We start from the raw sequence: 16862 nt of genomic DNA on the forward strand, positions 1-16862 counted from the left end.
TCTGAACAGTTTCGCCGGCAGGCCGGCGTCTATCCAGCCGGCGGTTCGGTCGTAGCAAAGGCCGGCCGGTGGTGCGCCGTCAGTGTATCGTTTGCGAATGCTCGCCGCCGGGTTGCGAGATGTCGCTCAGCGCTTCACCTGCTGTCGCCGTCTCGCTGTTGGTGGCGAGGTCGCCCAGCGAAACGATGCCGACCAGGCGCTTGTCGCGGTTCAGCACCGGCAAGCGGCGCACTTTCAGGTCAGCCATGTTACGCAGAACATCCTCTGCGTCTTCGTCTTCGAAGCAATACCTGACCTCGGTGCTCATCACTTCCCGTACCTTGGCGTCAGGTGTCTTGCCTTGGGCGACGCCGCGGATCGCGATGTCGCGATCGGTTACCATGCCGACAAGCCGATCGTTCTCGCCCACCGGCATTGCGCCGGCGTCGAGGCGACCCATCATTTCAGCCGCATCGCGCAGGGTTTGCTGCGGACTGGCGATCTCGACGTCCTTTGTCATGCAGTTGCCAACTTTCATTTTAACCTCCCTTGGTTGCAGGGCCCGCCGCCGGTTTCCAGGATGAAAGGGTGAATGAGCGCCAGCGCAAAACGTTCCATGGCAAGACCCGTTTCGAGCGCTTCGCCGAAATCACCCTTGCCATCCTCCACCCGACCGCCCTTCAGGCGGTCGGCCCGGGAAAGGTCGGTTCCGAAGGAATTTCGGAAGGCGTGCCGGGAGGAACTCCGATCGGCTCCTGGTCCGGCGTCGGAATTGGATCCGGCGAGGGCGGGGGTACGCCTGGAGGTTCTCCCGGCGGAGTCTCCGGCGGGGCAGGCGGCCGGGCCGGCTCCGGATTGGGATTGTCCGGCAGTGGATTCGGGTTGTTCGGATCGGGGTTGTTCATCGATCACTCCCTGACATCTGTGGCCTGATCTCCGCCAGAGCGGGGGTGCCGCAGCGGCGAGCAGGCTCTCTTGTCCTAAACCGAGGGGAAGCAAAAGCGTTCCCGCACCCGATGCCAAGCGCGGTGCCAATCTATCGGGCTATCGGGCGGTTCCCAGGCTGGCATACATCCCGTTGGTGCGGAACTGCGTCGGGTTGATGCCGTAGAGGCGGCGGAAGACCTTCGAAAAATAATTGGCATCCTCGAAGCCGCACATGATGGCGACTTCCTTGACCGGCAGGAAATCGGCCTTCGTCAGCAACTTCGCCGCGAGCTGCAGTCGCTGCTGCAGCACGAATTCGGCGGGCGGAAGTCCCTCGCTCTCGGCGAAGCAGCGCGAGAAATGCGCGCGGCTCAGGCCGCTGATCTCAGCGAGATCGGCAACGCGGAGCGGCCTGTCGAGATTGGCCCTGATGTGATCGATGACCGGCTGCATGGCGCTCTTGTCGTCGGTGACGGCATGCGAGCCAAAGACATCGTCGTAGAGCGCCATGGCTGCTTCATAGGCGACGGCCGAGGCGGCTCCCGGCGAGACCGCGCCCGTGATCAGGCGCACACTGCAATCAGCCAGATGATCGATCGTCGAGGGCTGCAGCCGCAGCACCGGACCGACGGCGGCAAGGATCGACTTGTGGATGCGCAGTGCCTCCTCGCCGTTCATCGATATCCAGAAGAACTCCCAGCGTTCGCCCTTGGCCAGCCAGTAACGGTGGTTGTGCGGCACGAGAACCAGCAAAGTGTCGCCCTTTTGCAGGCGGTAGTTCCGGTTCTCGTAGCGCAATCGGCCGGTGCCGCTGATCGTATGCTGGAGCACGGTAAACGGCGTCAGGCCGCGCTTGCGCCCATCCCAGTCGTAGACCTCGTTCTCGCGCACTTCATAGCCGGTGCTTGTCGGCATGGTGTGTAGGCGCTGGCGCCCGCGCGGCAGCGATACCGTCCTGCCCGCCGGCCCGATGTCGATCAAGTTCCGCAGCACAAAATTACCCCTAAAAGCATAATCCTTCTCTGGTCGCGTGCCGAATAAGGCGCATAATCCCTCGAGAAAAGCAAAAGAAACCGCGGTCAAAGAGCGGATGGGAGGAAGTGCTGGATTCCAGCCTGCATAGCGTCGCAGGCGGGCCAGCCTCTTTTCGCCGCCTTTGCCCTAGCGTTCGATCAGGTCGAGGTGAGGCTGATGAGTTTCAAGATCGCTATCATCGGTGCGGGAAGCGTCGGGTTCACCAAGAAGCTCTTCACCGACATTTTGTGCGTTCCTGAATTCAGGGATGTCGAATTCGCATTGACCGATCTCAGCGAGCGCAACCTCCAGATGATCAAGTCGATCCTCGACAGGGTCGTCGAATTCAACAGGCTGCCGACCAAGGTTACGGCAACGACAGACCGCCGTGCTGCCCTCGAGGGCGCACGCTACATCATCAGCTGCGTTCGCGTCGGCGGTCTCGAAGCCTATGCGGACGACATCCGCATTCCCTTGAAGTATGGCATCGACCAGTGCGTCGGCGACACGATCTGCGCCGGCGGCATCCTCTATGGCCAGCGCAACATTCCGGTGATCCTCGATTTCTGCAAGGATATCCTCGAAGTCGCCGAGCCTGGGGCGAAATTCCTGAACTACGCCAATCCGATGGCCATGAACACCTGGGCGGCGATCGAATATGGCAGGGTCGATACCGTCGGCCTCTGCCACGGCGTCCAGCATGGCGCCGACCAGATCGCCGAAGTGCTCGGCGCCAAGTCGCGCACCGATCTCGACTACGTCTGCTCCGGCATCAATCACCAGACCTGGTTCATCGACCTGCGTCTCAACGGCCGCAAGATCGGTAAGGACGAGCTGGTTGCCGCCTTCGAGGCGCATCCGGTCTATTCGCAGCAGGAAAAGCTGCGCATCGATGTCCTGAGGCGCTTCGGCGTCTATTCGACCGAAAGCAACGGCCATCTTTCCGAATACCTGCCCTGGTATCGCAAGCGGCCGGACGAAATCACCCGCTGGATCGACATGTCAGACTGGATCCACGGCGAGACCGGCGGCTACCTTCGCTATTCGACCGAAACGCGCAACTGGTTCGAAACAGAATTCCCGCAATTTCTGGAGTCCGCCGCGAGGCCGATCGACCCCGCCAAGCGCTCCAACGAGCACGCCAGCCACATTCTCGAGGCGCTGGAGACGAACCGCGTTTATCGCGGCCATTTCAACGTCAAGAACAACGGCATCATCACCAACCTGCCGCAGGACGCGATCATCGAGTCGCCCGGCTTCGTCGACCGCTTCGGTATCAACATGGCCTCCGGCATCACGCTGCCGGAGGCCTGCGCCGCCACTTGCATTTCCTCGATCAACGTCCAGCGCATGTCGGTTCATGCGGCGATCTCCGGCGATATCGACCTGCTGAAGCTCGCGGTCCTGCACGACCCGCTGGTCGGCGCGGTTTCGACGCCGGAAGAGGTTTGGCAAATGGTGGACGAAATGGTCGTCGCCCAGGCTCGCTGGCTGCCGCAATATGCCGATGCGGTGCCGGCCGCGAAGGAACGGCTTTCGAAATCCAGGATCAAGACCCGCGAATGGGCCGGTGCGGCAAGGCGCGACGTCCGTTCGATCGAGGAATTGCGTGCGGAAAAAACGGCTCTCAAGCAGGCCGTCTGAATTTCGCCAGAACGGATCGCGGCAAGCTTTCGGGAGGATTTTCCGCACCCGTCTGTACATTCGTTCGAGGAGAAATGGAGCGGCGTCAACGCGCTCCTGAACAACAGGGAGGAGAGACGATGAGGAATTTTCGAAACATTGGCATTCTCGCCGGGCTGGCGCTTAGCGTCTCGGCCTCGGCGCTGAACGCGTATGCATCCGAGCCGACCGTGCCGCCGGTGCCCGCGCAATTTCCCGCCGAGGGAAAGATCAAATACGTCGCGCGCGACTCCATCCTGGAGTTCAAGGCACTTCCGGAATACCACGAACCCGATTGGGTCACCGACAAATACGTCAAGGCAGGCAAGCTGCCGCCGGTCAAGGACCGGCTGCCGAAGGAGCCGCTGGTCTTCAAGACCGGCAATATGCCGGACGGCGTCGGTGTCTACGGTGATACGATGCGTCATGTCATCGGCGGCCGGCCGGAGGGCTGGAACTACGGCGCCGGCCAGACGCAAGGCTGGGGCGGTATCGACATCGGCCTTTCCGAATGCCTGACGCGCACCGCGCCGCTGTTCCAGGTCGAGGCCAAGGACACGGAGCCGCTGCCGAACCTCGCCAAGAGCTGGGACTGGTCGAAGGACGGCCACACGCTGACGATGCATCTGGTCGAAGGCGCCAAATGGTCGGACGGCGTTCCGTTCAACGCCGACGATGTGATGTTCTACTGGGACGACGAGGTGATCGACCCCAATGTGTCGCCGCTGAACGGCGCGACGCAGGAGACCTTCGGCGTCGGCACGACGTTGAAGAAAATCGACGACTACACCGTCGAGTGGACGTTCAAGGACGCCTTTCCGAAACAATACCTTTACGCCATGGCTTACGGCACCTTTTGTCCGGGCCCGTCGCATATCCTCAAGCCGCAGCATCCGAAATATTCGAAGAACACCTACGAGCAGTTCAAGAACGCGTTCCCGCCGGAATATATGAACATGCCGGTGATGGGTGCCTGGGTGCCGGTGGCATACCGCCCCGACGACATCATCGTCATGCGTCGCAATCCGTACTATTGGAAGGTCGACGAGAAGGGCAACCAGCTGCCGTATCTCAATGAACTGCACTACAAATTGTCGACCTGGGCCGACCGCGACGTTCAGGCGGTATCGGGGGCGGGCGACTTCTCCAATCTGGAGCAGCCAGAGAACTTCGTCGCCTCGCTGAAGCGCGCGGCGCAAAAAGACGCACCGGCACGGCTTGCGTTCGGCGCGCGGCTGATCGGCTATAATCTGCGCATGAATTTCTCAGCCAATGGCTGGGGCAACCCCGACGAGCGCGGACAGGCGATACGCGAGCTGAACCGCAACGAGGACTTCCGCAAAGGCGTCACCATGGCGCTCAACCGCAAGGCGCTCGGCGACTCGCTGGTCAAGGGTCCGTTCACTGCCATCTATCCGGGCGGCTTATCCTCGGGCACGAGCTTCTACGACCGGAAGTCGACGGTCTACTACCCCTTCGATCTCGAAGGCGCTAAGGCGGAACTCGCCAAGGCAGGCCTGAAGGACACGGATGGCGACGGCTTCGTCAATTTTCCTGCAGGTACCGCCGGCGGCAAGAATGTCGAGATCGTGATGCTCGTCAACAACGACTACACCACCGACAAGAGCCTTGCCGAAGGTGTCGTCGCCCAGATGGAAAAGCTAGGGCTGCGGATCGTGCTGAACGGACTCAACGGCACCCAGCGCGATGCCTCGCAATACTCCGGCCGCTTCGACTGGCTGGTACGGCGCAACGATCAGGAGCTGACTTCCGTCGTCCAGAATACCGATCAGCTGGCCCCGGTCGGTCCACGAACCAGCTGGGACCATCGTGCGCCGGAAAACGGCGAGGTCGATATGATGCCTTTCGAGAAGGACCTCGTCGACATCGTCAACAAGTTTGTCTCGTCCGCGGACAATGACGAGCGCGCCAGCCTGATGAGAAAATTCCAGAAGATCTCGACCGAGCACGTCTACAATGTCGGCCTGACGGAATATCCCGGCGCGCTGATCATCAACAAACGCTTCTCCAACATCCCGCAGGGCACGCCGATCTTCATGTTCAACTGGGCCGAGGATTCGATCGTCCGCGAGCGGGTCTTTGTCGCTGCCGACAAGCAGGCCAAGTACGAGCTGTTCCCCGAAGAGCTTCCCGGCAAGCCCGGAGACAAGGGCCCGATGAACTAGGTTTACCTCCCCTGACTGAGAACTCCGGCCGCGCCGGTTGGCGCGGCCGGACAAAGCAAACCTCCGTACGCTCAAAGAGAGCGACCGGCCAGACAAGGAAGCGGACCGACCGATGTTGCGATTCCTGCTCACGCGCATAGCGTCGGCGATCCCGGTCCTCGCCATTCTGAGCCTGGTCACCTTCGCCATCATCCAGGCGCCGCCGGGCGACTATGCCGACTACATCCGCTCGCAGTTGATCAATCAGGGCGGGGCCTCATTCGCCGAGGCCGACGCGCAGGCCAAGGCCTATCGGATAGAACACGGTCTCGATAAGCCGCTGCCCGTCCAGTATTTCAACTGGATCGGCGGCGTCATCACCCGCGGCGATTTCGGCTACAGCCTCTATTACAACAAGCCGGTGGCCGATGTGGTGGGCGAGCGGCTGCCGCGCACGCTGCTGCTGGCGCTGGTGTGCCATCTGCTGGCCTCGGTCCTCGGTATCACCTTCGGCATATGGGCGGCGACCAGGCAGTACAGCTGGATCGACAGTACGCTGTCAGCGATTTCCTTCCTCGGCATGACGGTGCCGCGCTTCCTGATGGCGCTGATCATCGTCTATCTGCTGGTCTTCCAGTTCAACGTTTCCGAGATCGGCAGCTTCTTTTCGCCGCAATTTGGCGGGGCGCCGTGGTCCTGGGCGAAGTTCGTCGATCTCGTCCGGCATGTCTGGCCGGTTGTCGCCATCGCCACCTTCGGCGGGCTCGCCTACAACATGCGGGTGATGCGCGGCAATCTGCTCGACACGCTGAACGCACAATATGTCGAAACCGCTCGCGCCAAGGGCCTTAGCGGCGGTGCGGTCGTGATGCGCCATGCGGTGCCCAATGCGCTGCATCCGCTGGTCATGTATCAGGGCGTGGTGCTGCCCTATATGCTGACCGGCGAGATCGAGACCGCGATCATCTTTGCCCTGCCGACCGTCGGCCCGGCGATCGTTGGCTCGATGGCGGTCGGCGACGTCTATGTCACGGCGACATTCATGATGGTGCTGTCGGCGACGCTGATCGTCGGCAACATCATCGCCGACATGCTGCTCGTCATGCTCGATCCGCGTGTGCGCCAATATGCAGGGTCCTGAGATGCTTGCTTTCGAGCCCTCGCTGCCGCCACTTGCCGAGGAACCGGCCAAGATCAAGCCGCGCGGCAATGAGAGTTACATCGCACTCGTCTGGCGCCGCCTGAAACGGTCCTGGACCGGCATGGCCGGGCTCATCCTGGTCGCGTTTCTGGTGCTGCTGGCGGTGTTTGCCGACTTCTTCGCACCGATGGATCCCAAGGTGACCGATGTCGGCTTCGCCCCGCCGCAGATGATGAGCTTCCATGACAAGGACGGCAACTTCGTCTTCCAGCCACGCGTCTATGCCCTGGCGGATTCGGAAGACCTCGACCCGGTCACCTTCCAACCCGTCGTCGGGCCGGACTACGACCATCCGCGGCTGCTCGGCTTCTTCGTCAAGGGAGCGGAGTACAGACTGCTCGGCCTGCTTCCCGCGAACCGGCACTTCTTCGGCTCGACCGACGGCCAGCCGGTGCACTTCCTTGGCACCGACAAATTCGGTCGCGATGTGCTGGCTCGTGCGATCTATGGTTCGCGCATCTCGTTGATGATCGCATTGACCGTGGTCTTCATCGTCACCGTGATCGGCACGACGGTCGGCATGGTGTCGGGCTATTTCGGCGGCACATTCGACGTCTGGGTCCAGCGCTTCGTCGAACTGGTGCTCGCGTTTCCGCAATTGCCGCTTTATCTGGCGCTGACCTCGCTGGTTCCGGTGACGGCGCCGACGAATGTCTTCCTGGCCTTCGTGATCGTTGTCATGTCGGCACTCGGCTGGGCGCAGATGTCGCGCGAAGTGCGCGGCAAGACCCTGGCACTGGCGCGGATTGATTACGTTCGTGCGGCGATGGCGGTCGGCGCCACAGATGGCCGCATCATCATGCAACACATTTTTCCAAACGTGATGAGCCACGTGATCGTTGCGGTCACGTTGGCAATCCCCAGCGTGGTTCTGCTCGAATCCTTCCTCGGTTTTCTCGGCTTCGCGGTGAAGCCGCCGCTGATCTCCTGGGGCCTGATGCTGCAAGACACCGCGACGTATTCGGTCATCGGCACCTATCCCTGGATCCTCTCACCGGTCGGCTTCGTGCTTGTCACCGTCTTCGCGTTCAACGCGCTTGGCGATGGACTGCGCGATGCGGTCGATCCTTATTGAGCATGAGATGATGCAACACGCGCTCGTCAAATCCTTCGCACCGCCTGTCCGGCTCGACCATGACGGCCGTTCGGAAAACCCGGTCATTGATGCCCGCAACATCGCCGTCGATTTCAAGGTCGAACACGGCATGATCGAAGCCGTCAAGGACATCTCCTTCCAGCTCTATCGCGGCGAGACGATCGCCATTGTCGGCGAGTCGGGATCGGGCAAGTCGGTGACGGCGCGCACCGTCATGGGACTGTTGTCGAAGCGCGCAGTCGTGTCGCCGAAATCGACTGTCGAATACAACGGGGCCAACATCCTGAAATTTTCCGAACGTGCGCGGCGCAAACTGCGCGGCGACCGCATCTCGATGATCTTTCAGGAGCCGATGAGTTCGCTTAACCCGATCTACACGATCGGAAGCCAGATCGTCGAGGCGATACGGGTGCATCGCAAGATGAGCCGCAAGCAGGCCGAAGCAAGAGCGCTCGAGCTGCTGCAGCAGGTACAGATTCCTGAGCCCCAGGCGCGGCTGAAACAATACCCGCACCAGCTTTCCGGCGGCCAACGCCAGCGTGTGATGATCGCCATGGCGCTGGCCAACGATCCCGATGTGCTGATCGCCGATGAGCCGACGACGGCGCTCGACGTCACGGTTCAGGCGCAGATCCTCAATCTCATCCGAAACCTGCAGAAGAAACTGCGCATGGCGGTGATCCTGATCACGCATGACCTGACCGTGGTGCGGCAGTTCTCCGACTATGTCTACGTCATGCAGCATGGGGAGATGCGCGAGCACAATGTGACGGAGAAGCTGTTCGCCAATCCGCAGCATCCCTACACCTGTCACCTGCTTGCCTCCGAGCCGCGCGGCCAGGCAAATCCGTTGCCGGAAGGCGCCGACGTTATTCTTGAAGCTAGGAATGTGCGCGTCTCCTTCATGCTGCGGCATGGCACGTTCATGAGGCCGGACCTGCGCGAACTCGTTGCCGTCGACAGCCTCAGCCTGACCCTTCGACGGCACGAGACGCTGGGTCTCGTTGGCGAATCCGGATCGGGCAAGACCACCTTCGGCGAGGCGTTGCTCAGGCTCAACACCACGGACAGCGGCGAGGTCTATTTCGATGGCCAGCCGATCCATGGCTGCTCGCGGGCGCAGATGCGGCCGTTGCGGTCGCGCATGCAGGTCGTCTTCCAGGATCCGTTCTCGTCGCTCAACCCGCGCATGACGATCGGCCAGATCATCGAGGAAGGGCTGGTCGTCAACCGCATGGGCGCCACCAGGAACGATCGGATCGAGCGGGTGCGCGAGGCGCTGATCAGCGCCGGCATGCCCGGCGATATCCTGTCGCGCTTCCCGCACGAGTTTTCCGGCGGCCAGCGCCAGCGTATTGCGATTGCCCGCGCCGTCGCGCTCGAACCGGAATTCATCGTACTCGACGAGCCAACATCGGCGCTGGATCTCTCGGTCCAGGCGCAGATCATCGAATTGCTGCGCAAGCTGCAGCGCGAACGGGGCCTGAGCTACATCTTCATCTCGCACGACCTCAAGGTCGTGCGGGCGCTGTGCCACCGCGTCATCGTCATGCAGCACGGCAAGATCGTCGAAGAGGGGCCGGTCGACGAAGTCCTGTCCCATCCCAAGACCGCTTACACCGAACGGCTGGTCAAAGCCGCTTTCGAGGTAGCCTAATTGCTTATGCCGGAGGTTGTTGTGGCAAGAAATCCCAAGGTCGCTTTCATCGGAGCTGGCTCGACGGTGTTCATGAGGAACATCGTCGGCGACATATTGCAGCGTCCGGCTTTATCCGGCTCGACGATCGCGCTGATGGACATCAATCCGCAACGGCTCGAGGAAAGCGCAATCCTCGTCGGCAAGCTGATCTCGACGCTTGGCGTAAAGGCCAAAGCCGAAACCTATTCGGACCAGCGCAAGGCGCTGGCGGGCGCCGATTTCGTCGTCGTCGCCTTCCAGATCGGCGGCTACGAGCCCTGCACGGTAACTGATTTCGAAGTTCCGAAGAAATACGGGCTGCGCCAGACCATCGCCGATACGCTCGGTGTCGGCGGCATCATGCGAGGGTTGAGAACCGTGCCGCATCTCTGGAAGATCTGCGAGGACATGCTCGCGGTCTGCCCGCAGGCGATCATGCTGCAATATGTCAACCCGATGGCGATCAACACCTGGGCGATCGCGGAGAAATACCCCGACATCAAGCAGGTCGGCCTCTGCCATTCGGTGCAAGGTACGGCGATGGAACTGGCGCATGATCTCGACATTCCCTACGAGGAGATTCGCTACCGCTCGGCCGGCATCAATCACATGGCCTTCTACCTGAAGTTCGAGCATCGCCAGCCGGACGGCTCCTACCGCAATCTCTATCCGGATCTGCTGCGCGCCTACAGCGAAGGGCGGGCGCCGAAGCCGGGATGGAATCCGCGCTGCCCGAACAAGGTGCGCTACGAGATGCTGAAGCGCCTCGGTTACTTCGTCACCGAGAGCTCCGAACATTTCGCGGAATACACGCCCTATTTCATCAAGGACGGGCGCGAGGATCTGATCGAGAAATTCGGTATCCCGCTCGACGAATACCCGAAGCGCTGCATCGAGCAGATCGAACGCTGGAAGGGGCAAGCGGAAGCCTATCGCTCGGCTGACAAGATCGAGGTGGAGCAGTCGAAGGAATATGCGTCCTCGATCATGAACTCGGTCTGGACCGGCGAGCCGTCGGTGATCTACGGCAACGTCCGCAACAATGGCTGCATCACGTCATTGCCATATAATTGCGCGGCCGAGGTGCCATGCCTCGTCGACGCCTCCGGCATTCAACCCACGTTCATTGGCGACCTGCCGGTGCAGCTCACCGCGCTGATCCGCACCAATATCAACGTCCAGGAGCTGACGGTCCAGGCGCTGGTGACCGAGAACCGCGAGCACATCTATCACGCGGCGATGATGGACCCGCACACGGCGGCCGAGCTCGACCTCGACCAGATATGGTCGCTGGTCGATGACTTGCTGGTTGCGCATGGCGATTGGCTGCCGGCATGGGCGCGTGGAGCGCGCAGCGTTCGAGCGGCCTGAGGCGCAGGGCTGTCTATTTCACTCGCCTATGCCGACCATAGGGCCGGCTTTGAAAGCGGAGCGGCGTTGCCGGCAGATGTTTCGAAATCAAAGAGCTTCTGCGTTACGAGAGCAGCCGCTCCCCTTGCCCAGGAATTGTCCTCCCAGTCCAGCAGCATTGGTGGTGCCGCGCGAAAGGTATTTTTCCCAAGCGTCAGCCGCATTGGGCCAAACAGCGCATCGCCAAACGACACGGCTTCACCACCGACGACAATGACCTCCGGGTCGGTGATGTTGACAAGGTTGGCGAGATGCCGGCCGATGCCACGTCCGGCTTCTTCGAGAATGGCGACGGCTCGCGGTTCGCGGTCTGCCAAGGCTGCCATAAGGCTGACTTTGCTATCCGTTTCGTCGGGCCCGGTGGCTTCGCGCCAGGTCCGCAGGATCGCCGGCTCGGCGTAATAGGCCATCAAGCAGCCGCGTTTTCCGCACTCGCAAAGGCGGCCGTTCTCCTCATAAGAGCTGTGGCCGAACTTGCCGGCGGCACCGTTCGCGCCGCGATAGAGTTTGCCATCGAAAACGAGCGCGCAGCCGATTCCGACGCCGATCGCCAGCACAGCCATATTGCGGTGCTGGCGTCCCAGGCCGAAGAGTTGCTGGGCGATGGCATAGGCATTGGTGTCGTCCTCAAGCCACACGGGGACGTCCACCAGTTCGGCCAGCATCGGGCCAAGGGGAACGTTGTCCCAGTTGTAGCGATTGCTGCGGATACACACAGCCTTCTGGTTGTCTATGACGCCAGGCATTGAAACGCCGATCCCGGCAAGCTTGGCAGCGGGCCGATCGACAATGGAAATCAGCTCCGGTACCGCCTTGGCCAAGGTCGCTATGATATGGTCGGGATCGCTGTCCGAGAGCTTGACGCGCAGAGACCCCAGCGGATTGGTCGCAAGATCGGTGACCACGCATTCGACCGATCCGACCATCAGCTTGAAACCTATGGCAAGGCCGTTGGCATAGTTGATATCCACCGGGATAGGGCGGCGCCCAGCCGAGCCCACGACTGTCTTGCCTTCGATCAGCAGGCCATCCTCGATGAGGTCGGCCACGACGAAGGTGACCGCTGCCGGACTAAGGCCGGTAACTGACGCTATGTCGGCCCGGCTGCGCGCTCCTTGCTGCCGCAAGAGATTGAGGATCAGTCTGCGGTTCATCGCCCGAGTCGTGCTCGGGTCACCCTTGAGCTTCACGGATCTGCTTTCTTAATTTTGTAAATTAATTATTGCCTCTCGAGAAAACATATGCGTAAGTTTGCCCGACTGTTCAACACCCGAACCGGGGGTCAGCGAAATTAATCCGGTTAGCAATGTCACCGCGCTCTGAAGCAGCGGGCAAGCATATTCCCTTGCCCGGGAGGTGAGCCGTGCCGTTGAGAAGAACAACCGCGCCGGCCGGTGTGCCAGTAGAGAATTGACAACACGGGAGGAGTAACAATGACGTTCAAGTGGATTGAAAAGCCGTCGACGCGGCGCAATTTCCTGAAGGGAGCCGGAGGCATTTCTGCTGGAGCTCTCGCGGGCTTCCCGATGCCGGCACTCAGCCAGTCGAGCGAAGTCACCATCATTTCAGACGAAAACAATGCCGATGCCCTGCGGATCTTGCGGCGCATCGCGGCCGATTTCGAGAAGCAGTCCGGCACCAAGGTTGTGATCAACAATATGGATCACGAGGCCCACAAGACCGCGATCCGCAACTACCTTGTCGCCGGCGCGCCGGATGTCTGCTTCTGGTTCTCCGGAAACCGCATGCGCGCCTTCGTCACCCGCGGCCTGTTCGACGACATCTCGGATCTGTTCGAGAAGGAAAAGTACAAGGACGTGCTGGGTGCCACGACCGGTGCCGTCACTGTCGACGGCAAGCAGTATGGCCTGCCGACTGGCGGCACGATGTGGGGCATGTTCTATCGCAAGGACGTCTTTGCCGAGCACGGACTGACGGTGCCGGCGACCTGGGACGAATTCCTTGCTTACGGCCAGAAGTCCAAGGCTGCCGGCCTTATTCCCGTCAGCATCGGCACCAAGGAACTCTGGCCGGCGGCCGGATGGTTCGACCAGATGAACCTGCGGATCAACGGTCTCGACAAGCATTTTGCCTTGATGAACGGCAAGATGGCTTACACCGACCCGGCGCTGACGCCTGTTTTCGACCACTGGGAAGAGCTGATCAAGCAGGGTTTCTTCACCCCGGATCAGACGTCGTTCGGCTGGCAGGAGGCCGGCGCCTTCCTCGCCCAGAAGAAGGCCGGCATGATGAACCTCGGTGCCTTCGTGAAAGCTACTTTCCCTGAGCAGGATCTCGAGCAGCTGACATTCGCCCCTTTCCCGAAGATTGACGGCGCCCTCGACCGCTACGAAGAATTCTCGGTCAATTCGGTCCACATCCCGGCCAACGCCAAGAACAAGGCGGGTGCCCGCGAGTTCCTCGCCTTCTTCTACCAGCCGGAAAATTTCGGCCCCTATCTGGAACCCGGCGGCAACGTTCCGCCGCGCAACGACCTTCCGGCCAGCAAGGACCCGCTGGTCAACGCGGCTGTGGAAAGCCTGAAGACGGTGGCCGGCACGTCGCAATATTACGACCGCGATACTGATCCCGACATGGCCCAGGCCGGCCTGGTCGGCTTCCAGGAATTCATGGCCAAGCCGGAGCGCCGGGACGCCATTCTTCAGCGTCTCGAGGGAACCCGTCGCCGGATCTTCAAGATCTAGCGCCTCCCAGCGGAGGGGAGCGGGGTTCGTGCTCTGCTCCCCGATGCATTCCGTGAATGAGGTCTCCCAAAATGACGAAGCTTTGGCGCCGCCATCGCTGGTGGCTGACACCGACACTTCTGATTCTGCCAGCCGCTGTGCTGTTTTCCGTCGTCATTCTGGCCTCTGCGGTCGAGAGCCTATGGATCAGCCTGCACGAATGGGACGGCTTCAGCCCGATGGTCTGGATCGGCCTTGGCAACTACCGCGAATTGTTCGCCGATCCACAGTTCTATGTTTCGCTGAAGAACAATCTGATCTGGTTGGTGATGTTCATGCTGGCGCCGCCGGTCGGCCTCGCCATTGCGCTGCTCGTCAACCAGAAAATCCGCGGCATGCGCCTGCTCAAATCGCTGTTCTTCATTCCGCTGGTGCTGGCTTCGGTTGCCGTCGGCGTGGTCTTCACCTGGGTCTATACGCCGGAATTCGGACTTCTCGCCCTGATCTTCCGCACCTTCGGCGCGACCGCCCCGGCAGTGCTGTCGGATGAAAATTTCGTCACCTTCGCCGTCGTGATCGCAGCGTTGTGGCCGCAGATCGCCTTCTGCATGGTGCTCTATCTCGCCGGCCTCAACAATCTCAGCGAGGACCTGATCGGCGCCGGGCGGGTCGACGGCGCCAGGGGCTGGAACATGCTGCGCCACATCGTGTTGCCGCAGCTGACGCAGGTCACCTTTATCGCCATCGCCGTCACTGTCGTCGGCGCACTGCGTTCCTTCGACATGGTCTCGGTGATGACCAGCGGCGGCCCCTTCGGTTCGTCCGAGGTGCTTGCCTATCAGATGTTCGAGCAGTCCATATTTTCCTACCGCTTCGGCTATGGCGCGGCCATTGCCTCGGTGCTGTTCGTGATCATGGCGGTCTTCATCGCCTGGTACCTGACGCGGATGATCCGCGCCGATGAAAGAGGCGGCTGATGTTTCCCCGCCCGATTCCCGAGACTGCTATTTGGCAGCGTGGCCTCTATGTCGTGCTGGTGGTCGGCATCCTGATTGTCTGGCTGGCGCCGCTCTTTGCCATCATCCTTACCTCGTTCCGCTCTACGCAGGATGTCATGGGCGGCAATCTGTGGGGCTGGCCGACCCAATTCGGCCTGGTCGACAACTACACGGCGGTCTTCACCCAGACGCCGATGGCCCGCTACTTCCTCAACAGCCTGACGATCACCATCCCCTCGGGGATGGGCGTTCTCATCTTGAGCACGCTCGCCGGGTTCGTGCTCGCCCGTTACCGTTTTCGCGGCAACATGCTCGTCTTCGCCCTGTTCGTCGGCGGAAACTTCCTGCCGCACCAGATCATGATGATCCCGGTGCGCGATCTCATGGTGCGGCTCAACCTCTACGACACGATGGCCGCCCTGATCATCTTCCACATCGCCTTCCAGACCGGGTTTGCGACACTGTTCATGCGCAACTTCATCGCCGCGTTGCCGGGAGAACTGTTTCAGGCCGCCAGGGCCGAGGGCGCGACACCGTTTCAGACATTGGTACATGTCGTGGTGCCGCTGGTGCGGCCGGCTCTTGCGGCGCTGGCGATCCTGCTCTTCACCTTCATCTGGAACGATTATTTCTGGGCGGTCGTGCTCACCATCAGCGATACCGTCAAACCGGTAACCGCTGGCCTGGCCAACCTGCGCGGCGAATGGGTTTCGGCCTGGAACCTGATCTCGGCCGGCACCATCGTCGTGGCTTTGCCGCCGGTTGCCATGTTCTTCCTAATGCAGAAGCACTTCATCACCGGCCTCACCATGGGAGCGGTCAAGGGATGAGCGACCATGGCTTCAAGGCGTCGCCCACCCGATCCGAAACTGATTTCGCAAGCAGGGCTCCATGACCAGTCTTGAACTCCGGCAGATACAAAAGAATTATGGCAGCTACCACGCGCTGCGCGGCATCGATCTCAGCGTCGAACAGGGCGAGTTCATTGTCACCGTCGGGCCGTCCGGCTGTGGCAAGTCAACGCTGTTGAAGATCATCGCCGGGCTTGAAACCGTCTCGACCGGTAAGATTCTGATCAACGGCCGTGATGTCACCACCACCGAGCCGGGTGAGCGCGGCATTGCCATGGTCTTCCAGTCCTATGCGCTTTACCCGCATATGACGGTCGCCGAGAACATGGGTTTCGGCCTGCGCATGGCGCATCGCCCCAAGGCCGAGATCGATGCCGCCGTGCTGCGAGCCGCCAAGATCCTTCGCATTACCGACCAGCTCGACAAGCGGCCGAAACAGCTTTCCGGCGGCCAGCGTCAGCGTGTGGCGATCGGCCGTGCCATAACCCGCTCGCCCGACGTGTTCCTGTTCGACGAACCATTGTCCAACCTCGACGCAGCGCTGCGCACGCAGATGCGCGTCGAGCTTTCCGATCTGCACGCCAGGCTCGGCGCCACCATGGTCTATGTCACGCACGACCAGACCGAGGCGATGACAATGGCGAGCCGTATCGTCGTGCTCAATCGCGGCTCGGTCGAGCAGGTGGGCGCTCCGCTCGAACTCTATCGCAATCCGGCCAACCTTTTCGTCGCGGGCTTCCTCGGCGCACCCCGGATGAATTTTTTCGAAGTGACCGTCGCCGCTGTCTCCGGCGGCGCCGCCACGCTGTCGACCGCCGGTCTTTCTCCTTTGACTGTCGAACTGACGGAAGCGGCATCCGTACAGGTCGGCGATAGGGTGACGATGGGGATTCGGCCGGAGAGCATCAGCTTGGCCGCGGAAGGGACAGCGAGTTTTGCAGGACGGGTGCGGCTGGTCGAGCATCTCGGCCGCGAGACCATCCTCTATGCCGACGCGGGCCCGCTGCAATGCGTCAGTTCCGAAAGCGGCAGCGGCAACGTCACCGTCCAGATCGGCCATGCGAGTGCCGTCGCTGCCGACGCGACCGTCGGCTTCAAGGTCGAGCCGCGTGACGTCTATCTCTTTTCCTCTGTCGATGAGCGGACAATCAGTGCCCGCAAATCCACCATCACCGACTGATCTGCAGGAGTATCCTT

The 16862-nt window shown here is 61.3% G+C and carries 14 protein-coding genes; 11 read left to right on the forward strand and 3 right to left on the reverse strand.

The window, feature by feature from the left end; all coding sequences use genetic code 11:
* Positions 1-79: 79 nt before the first annotated feature.
* Positions 80-517, reverse strand: a complete 438-nt coding sequence (locus NKH41_RS19185) for a CBS domain-containing protein (RefSeq protein ID WP_352769449.1) — start codon at positions 515-517, stop codon at positions 80-82.
* Positions 518-567: 50 nt separating this feature from the next.
* On the opposite strand from NKH41_RS19185, the gene NKH41_RS19190 reads away from it, so the two are divergent.
* A complete protein-coding gene (locus tag NKH41_RS19190) occupies positions 568-912 on the forward strand; it encodes a hypothetical protein (RefSeq protein WP_352933339.1) in 345 nt (114 codons plus the stop codon).
* 111 nt (positions 913-1023) lie between these two features.
* Here the strand turns inward: NKH41_RS19190 and NKH41_RS19195 are convergent, their stop codons facing one another.
* Positions 1024-1899 carry an AraC family ligand binding domain-containing protein gene (locus NKH41_RS19195; RefSeq protein ID WP_502895678.1) on the reverse strand — a complete coding sequence of 292 codons (876 nt, stop codon included), beginning with the start codon at positions 1897-1899 and terminating at the stop codon, positions 1024-1026.
* Positions 1900-2097: 198 nt separating this feature from the next.
* On the opposite strand from NKH41_RS19195, the gene NKH41_RS19200 reads away from it, so the two are divergent.
* The 6 genes from NKH41_RS19200 to NKH41_RS19225 all read left to right on the forward strand — a co-directional run bounded on the left by NKH41_RS19200 (position 2098) and on the right by NKH41_RS19225 (position 11093).
* The gene (locus NKH41_RS19200; RefSeq protein ID WP_352769452.1) at positions 2098-3564 is read left to right on the forward strand and encodes an alpha-glucosidase/alpha-galactosidase; all 1467 of its coding nucleotides are present in this window, start codon (positions 2098-2100) and stop codon (positions 3562-3564) included.
* 119 nt (positions 3565-3683) lie between these two features.
* Positions 3684-5768 carry an ABC transporter substrate-binding protein gene (locus tag NKH41_RS19205; protein WP_352541688.1) on the forward strand — a complete coding sequence of 695 codons (2085 nt, stop codon included), beginning with the start codon at positions 3684-3686 and terminating at the stop codon, positions 5766-5768.
* A gap of 112 nt (positions 5769-5880) precedes the next feature.
* Positions 5881-6888: an ABC transporter permease gene (locus NKH41_RS19210; protein ID WP_352769455.1), complete on the forward strand. Its 1008-nt coding sequence runs from the start codon at positions 5881-5883 to the stop codon at positions 6886-6888.
* A gap of 1 nt (position 6889) precedes the next feature.
* Positions 6890-8023 carry an ABC transporter permease gene (locus NKH41_RS19215; RefSeq protein ID WP_352467677.1) on the forward strand — a complete coding sequence of 378 codons (1134 nt, stop codon included), beginning with the start codon at positions 6890-6892 and terminating at the stop codon, positions 8021-8023.
* A gap of 10 nt (positions 8024-8033) precedes the next feature.
* Entirely contained in the window at positions 8034-9701 is a 1668-nt protein-coding gene (locus NKH41_RS19220) for an ABC transporter ATP-binding protein (protein WP_352769549.1), read from the forward strand.
* Between the two features lie 21 nt (positions 9702-9722).
* The gene (locus NKH41_RS19225) at positions 9723-11093 is read left to right on the forward strand and encodes an alpha-glucosidase/alpha-galactosidase (protein WP_352933343.1); all 1371 of its coding nucleotides are present in this window, start codon (positions 9723-9725) and stop codon (positions 11091-11093) included.
* 26 nt (positions 11094-11119) lie between these two features.
* On the opposite strand, the gene NKH41_RS19230 is transcribed toward NKH41_RS19225, so the two are convergent.
* Positions 11120-12322, reverse strand: coding sequence for an ROK family transcriptional regulator (locus tag NKH41_RS19230; RefSeq protein ID WP_352769459.1), 1203 nt, complete (start codon positions 12320-12322; stop codon positions 11120-11122).
* Positions 12323-12565: 243 nt separating this feature from the next.
* On the opposite strand from NKH41_RS19230, the gene NKH41_RS19235 reads away from it, so the two are divergent.
* From NKH41_RS19235 to NKH41_RS19250, 4 genes are all read left to right on the forward strand, one after another.
* Positions 12566-13837, forward strand: coding sequence for an ABC transporter substrate-binding protein (locus tag NKH41_RS19235; protein ID WP_352473206.1), 1272 nt, complete (start codon positions 12566-12568; stop codon positions 13835-13837).
* A gap of 71 nt (positions 13838-13908) precedes the next feature.
* A complete protein-coding gene (locus NKH41_RS19240) occupies positions 13909-14793 on the forward strand; it encodes a carbohydrate ABC transporter permease (protein WP_352748217.1) in 885 nt (294 codons plus the stop codon).
* A complete protein-coding gene (locus tag NKH41_RS19245; RefSeq protein ID WP_352933348.1) occupies positions 14793-15644 on the forward strand; it encodes a carbohydrate ABC transporter permease in 852 nt (283 codons plus the stop codon). The genes NKH41_RS19240 and NKH41_RS19245 overlap by 1 nt, the downstream gene beginning before the upstream one ends.
* Before the next feature lie 61 nt (positions 15645-15705).
* Positions 15706-16845, forward strand: a complete 1140-nt coding sequence (locus NKH41_RS19250) for an ABC transporter ATP-binding protein (protein ID WP_352473208.1) — start codon at positions 15706-15708, stop codon at positions 16843-16845.
* Positions 16846-16862 lie beyond the last annotated feature (17 nt).

It is taken from the genome of Mesorhizobium sp. M1169, assembly GCF_040318345.1.
Lineage (GTDB): Bacteria > Pseudomonadota > Alphaproteobacteria > Rhizobiales > Rhizobiaceae > Mesorhizobium.

Coding starts and splice junctions, on each gene's coding strand:
- NKH41_RS19185 (WP_352769449.1), bottom strand. CDS start 517: ATGAAAGTTGGCAACTGCATGACAAAGGACGTCGAGATCGCCAGTCCG.
- NKH41_RS19200 (WP_352769452.1), top strand. CDS start 2,098: ATGAGTTTCAAGATCGCTATCATCGGTGCGGGAAGCGTCGGGTTCACC.
- NKH41_RS19205 (WP_352541688.1), top strand. CDS start 3,684: ATGAGGAATTTTCGAAACATTGGCATTCTCGCCGGGCTGGCGCTTAGC.
- NKH41_RS19210 (WP_352769455.1), top strand. CDS start 5,881: ATGTTGCGATTCCTGCTCACGCGCATAGCGTCGGCGATCCCGGTCCTC.
- NKH41_RS19215 (WP_352467677.1), top strand. CDS start 6,890: ATGCTTGCTTTCGAGCCCTCGCTGCCGCCACTTGCCGAGGAACCGGCC.
- NKH41_RS19220 (WP_352769549.1), top strand. CDS start 8,034: ATGCAACACGCGCTCGTCAAATCCTTCGCACCGCCTGTCCGGCTCGAC.
- NKH41_RS19235 (WP_352473206.1), top strand. CDS start 12,566: ATGACGTTCAAGTGGATTGAAAAGCCGTCGACGCGGCGCAATTTCCTG.
- NKH41_RS19240 (WP_352748217.1), top strand. CDS start 13,909: ATGACGAAGCTTTGGCGCCGCCATCGCTGGTGGCTGACACCGACACTT.
- NKH41_RS19245 (WP_352933348.1), top strand. CDS start 14,793: ATGTTTCCCCGCCCGATTCCCGAGACTGCTATTTGGCAGCGTGGCCTC.
- NKH41_RS19250 (WP_352473208.1), top strand. CDS start 15,706: ATGACCAGTCTTGAACTCCGGCAGATACAAAAGAATTATGGCAGCTAC.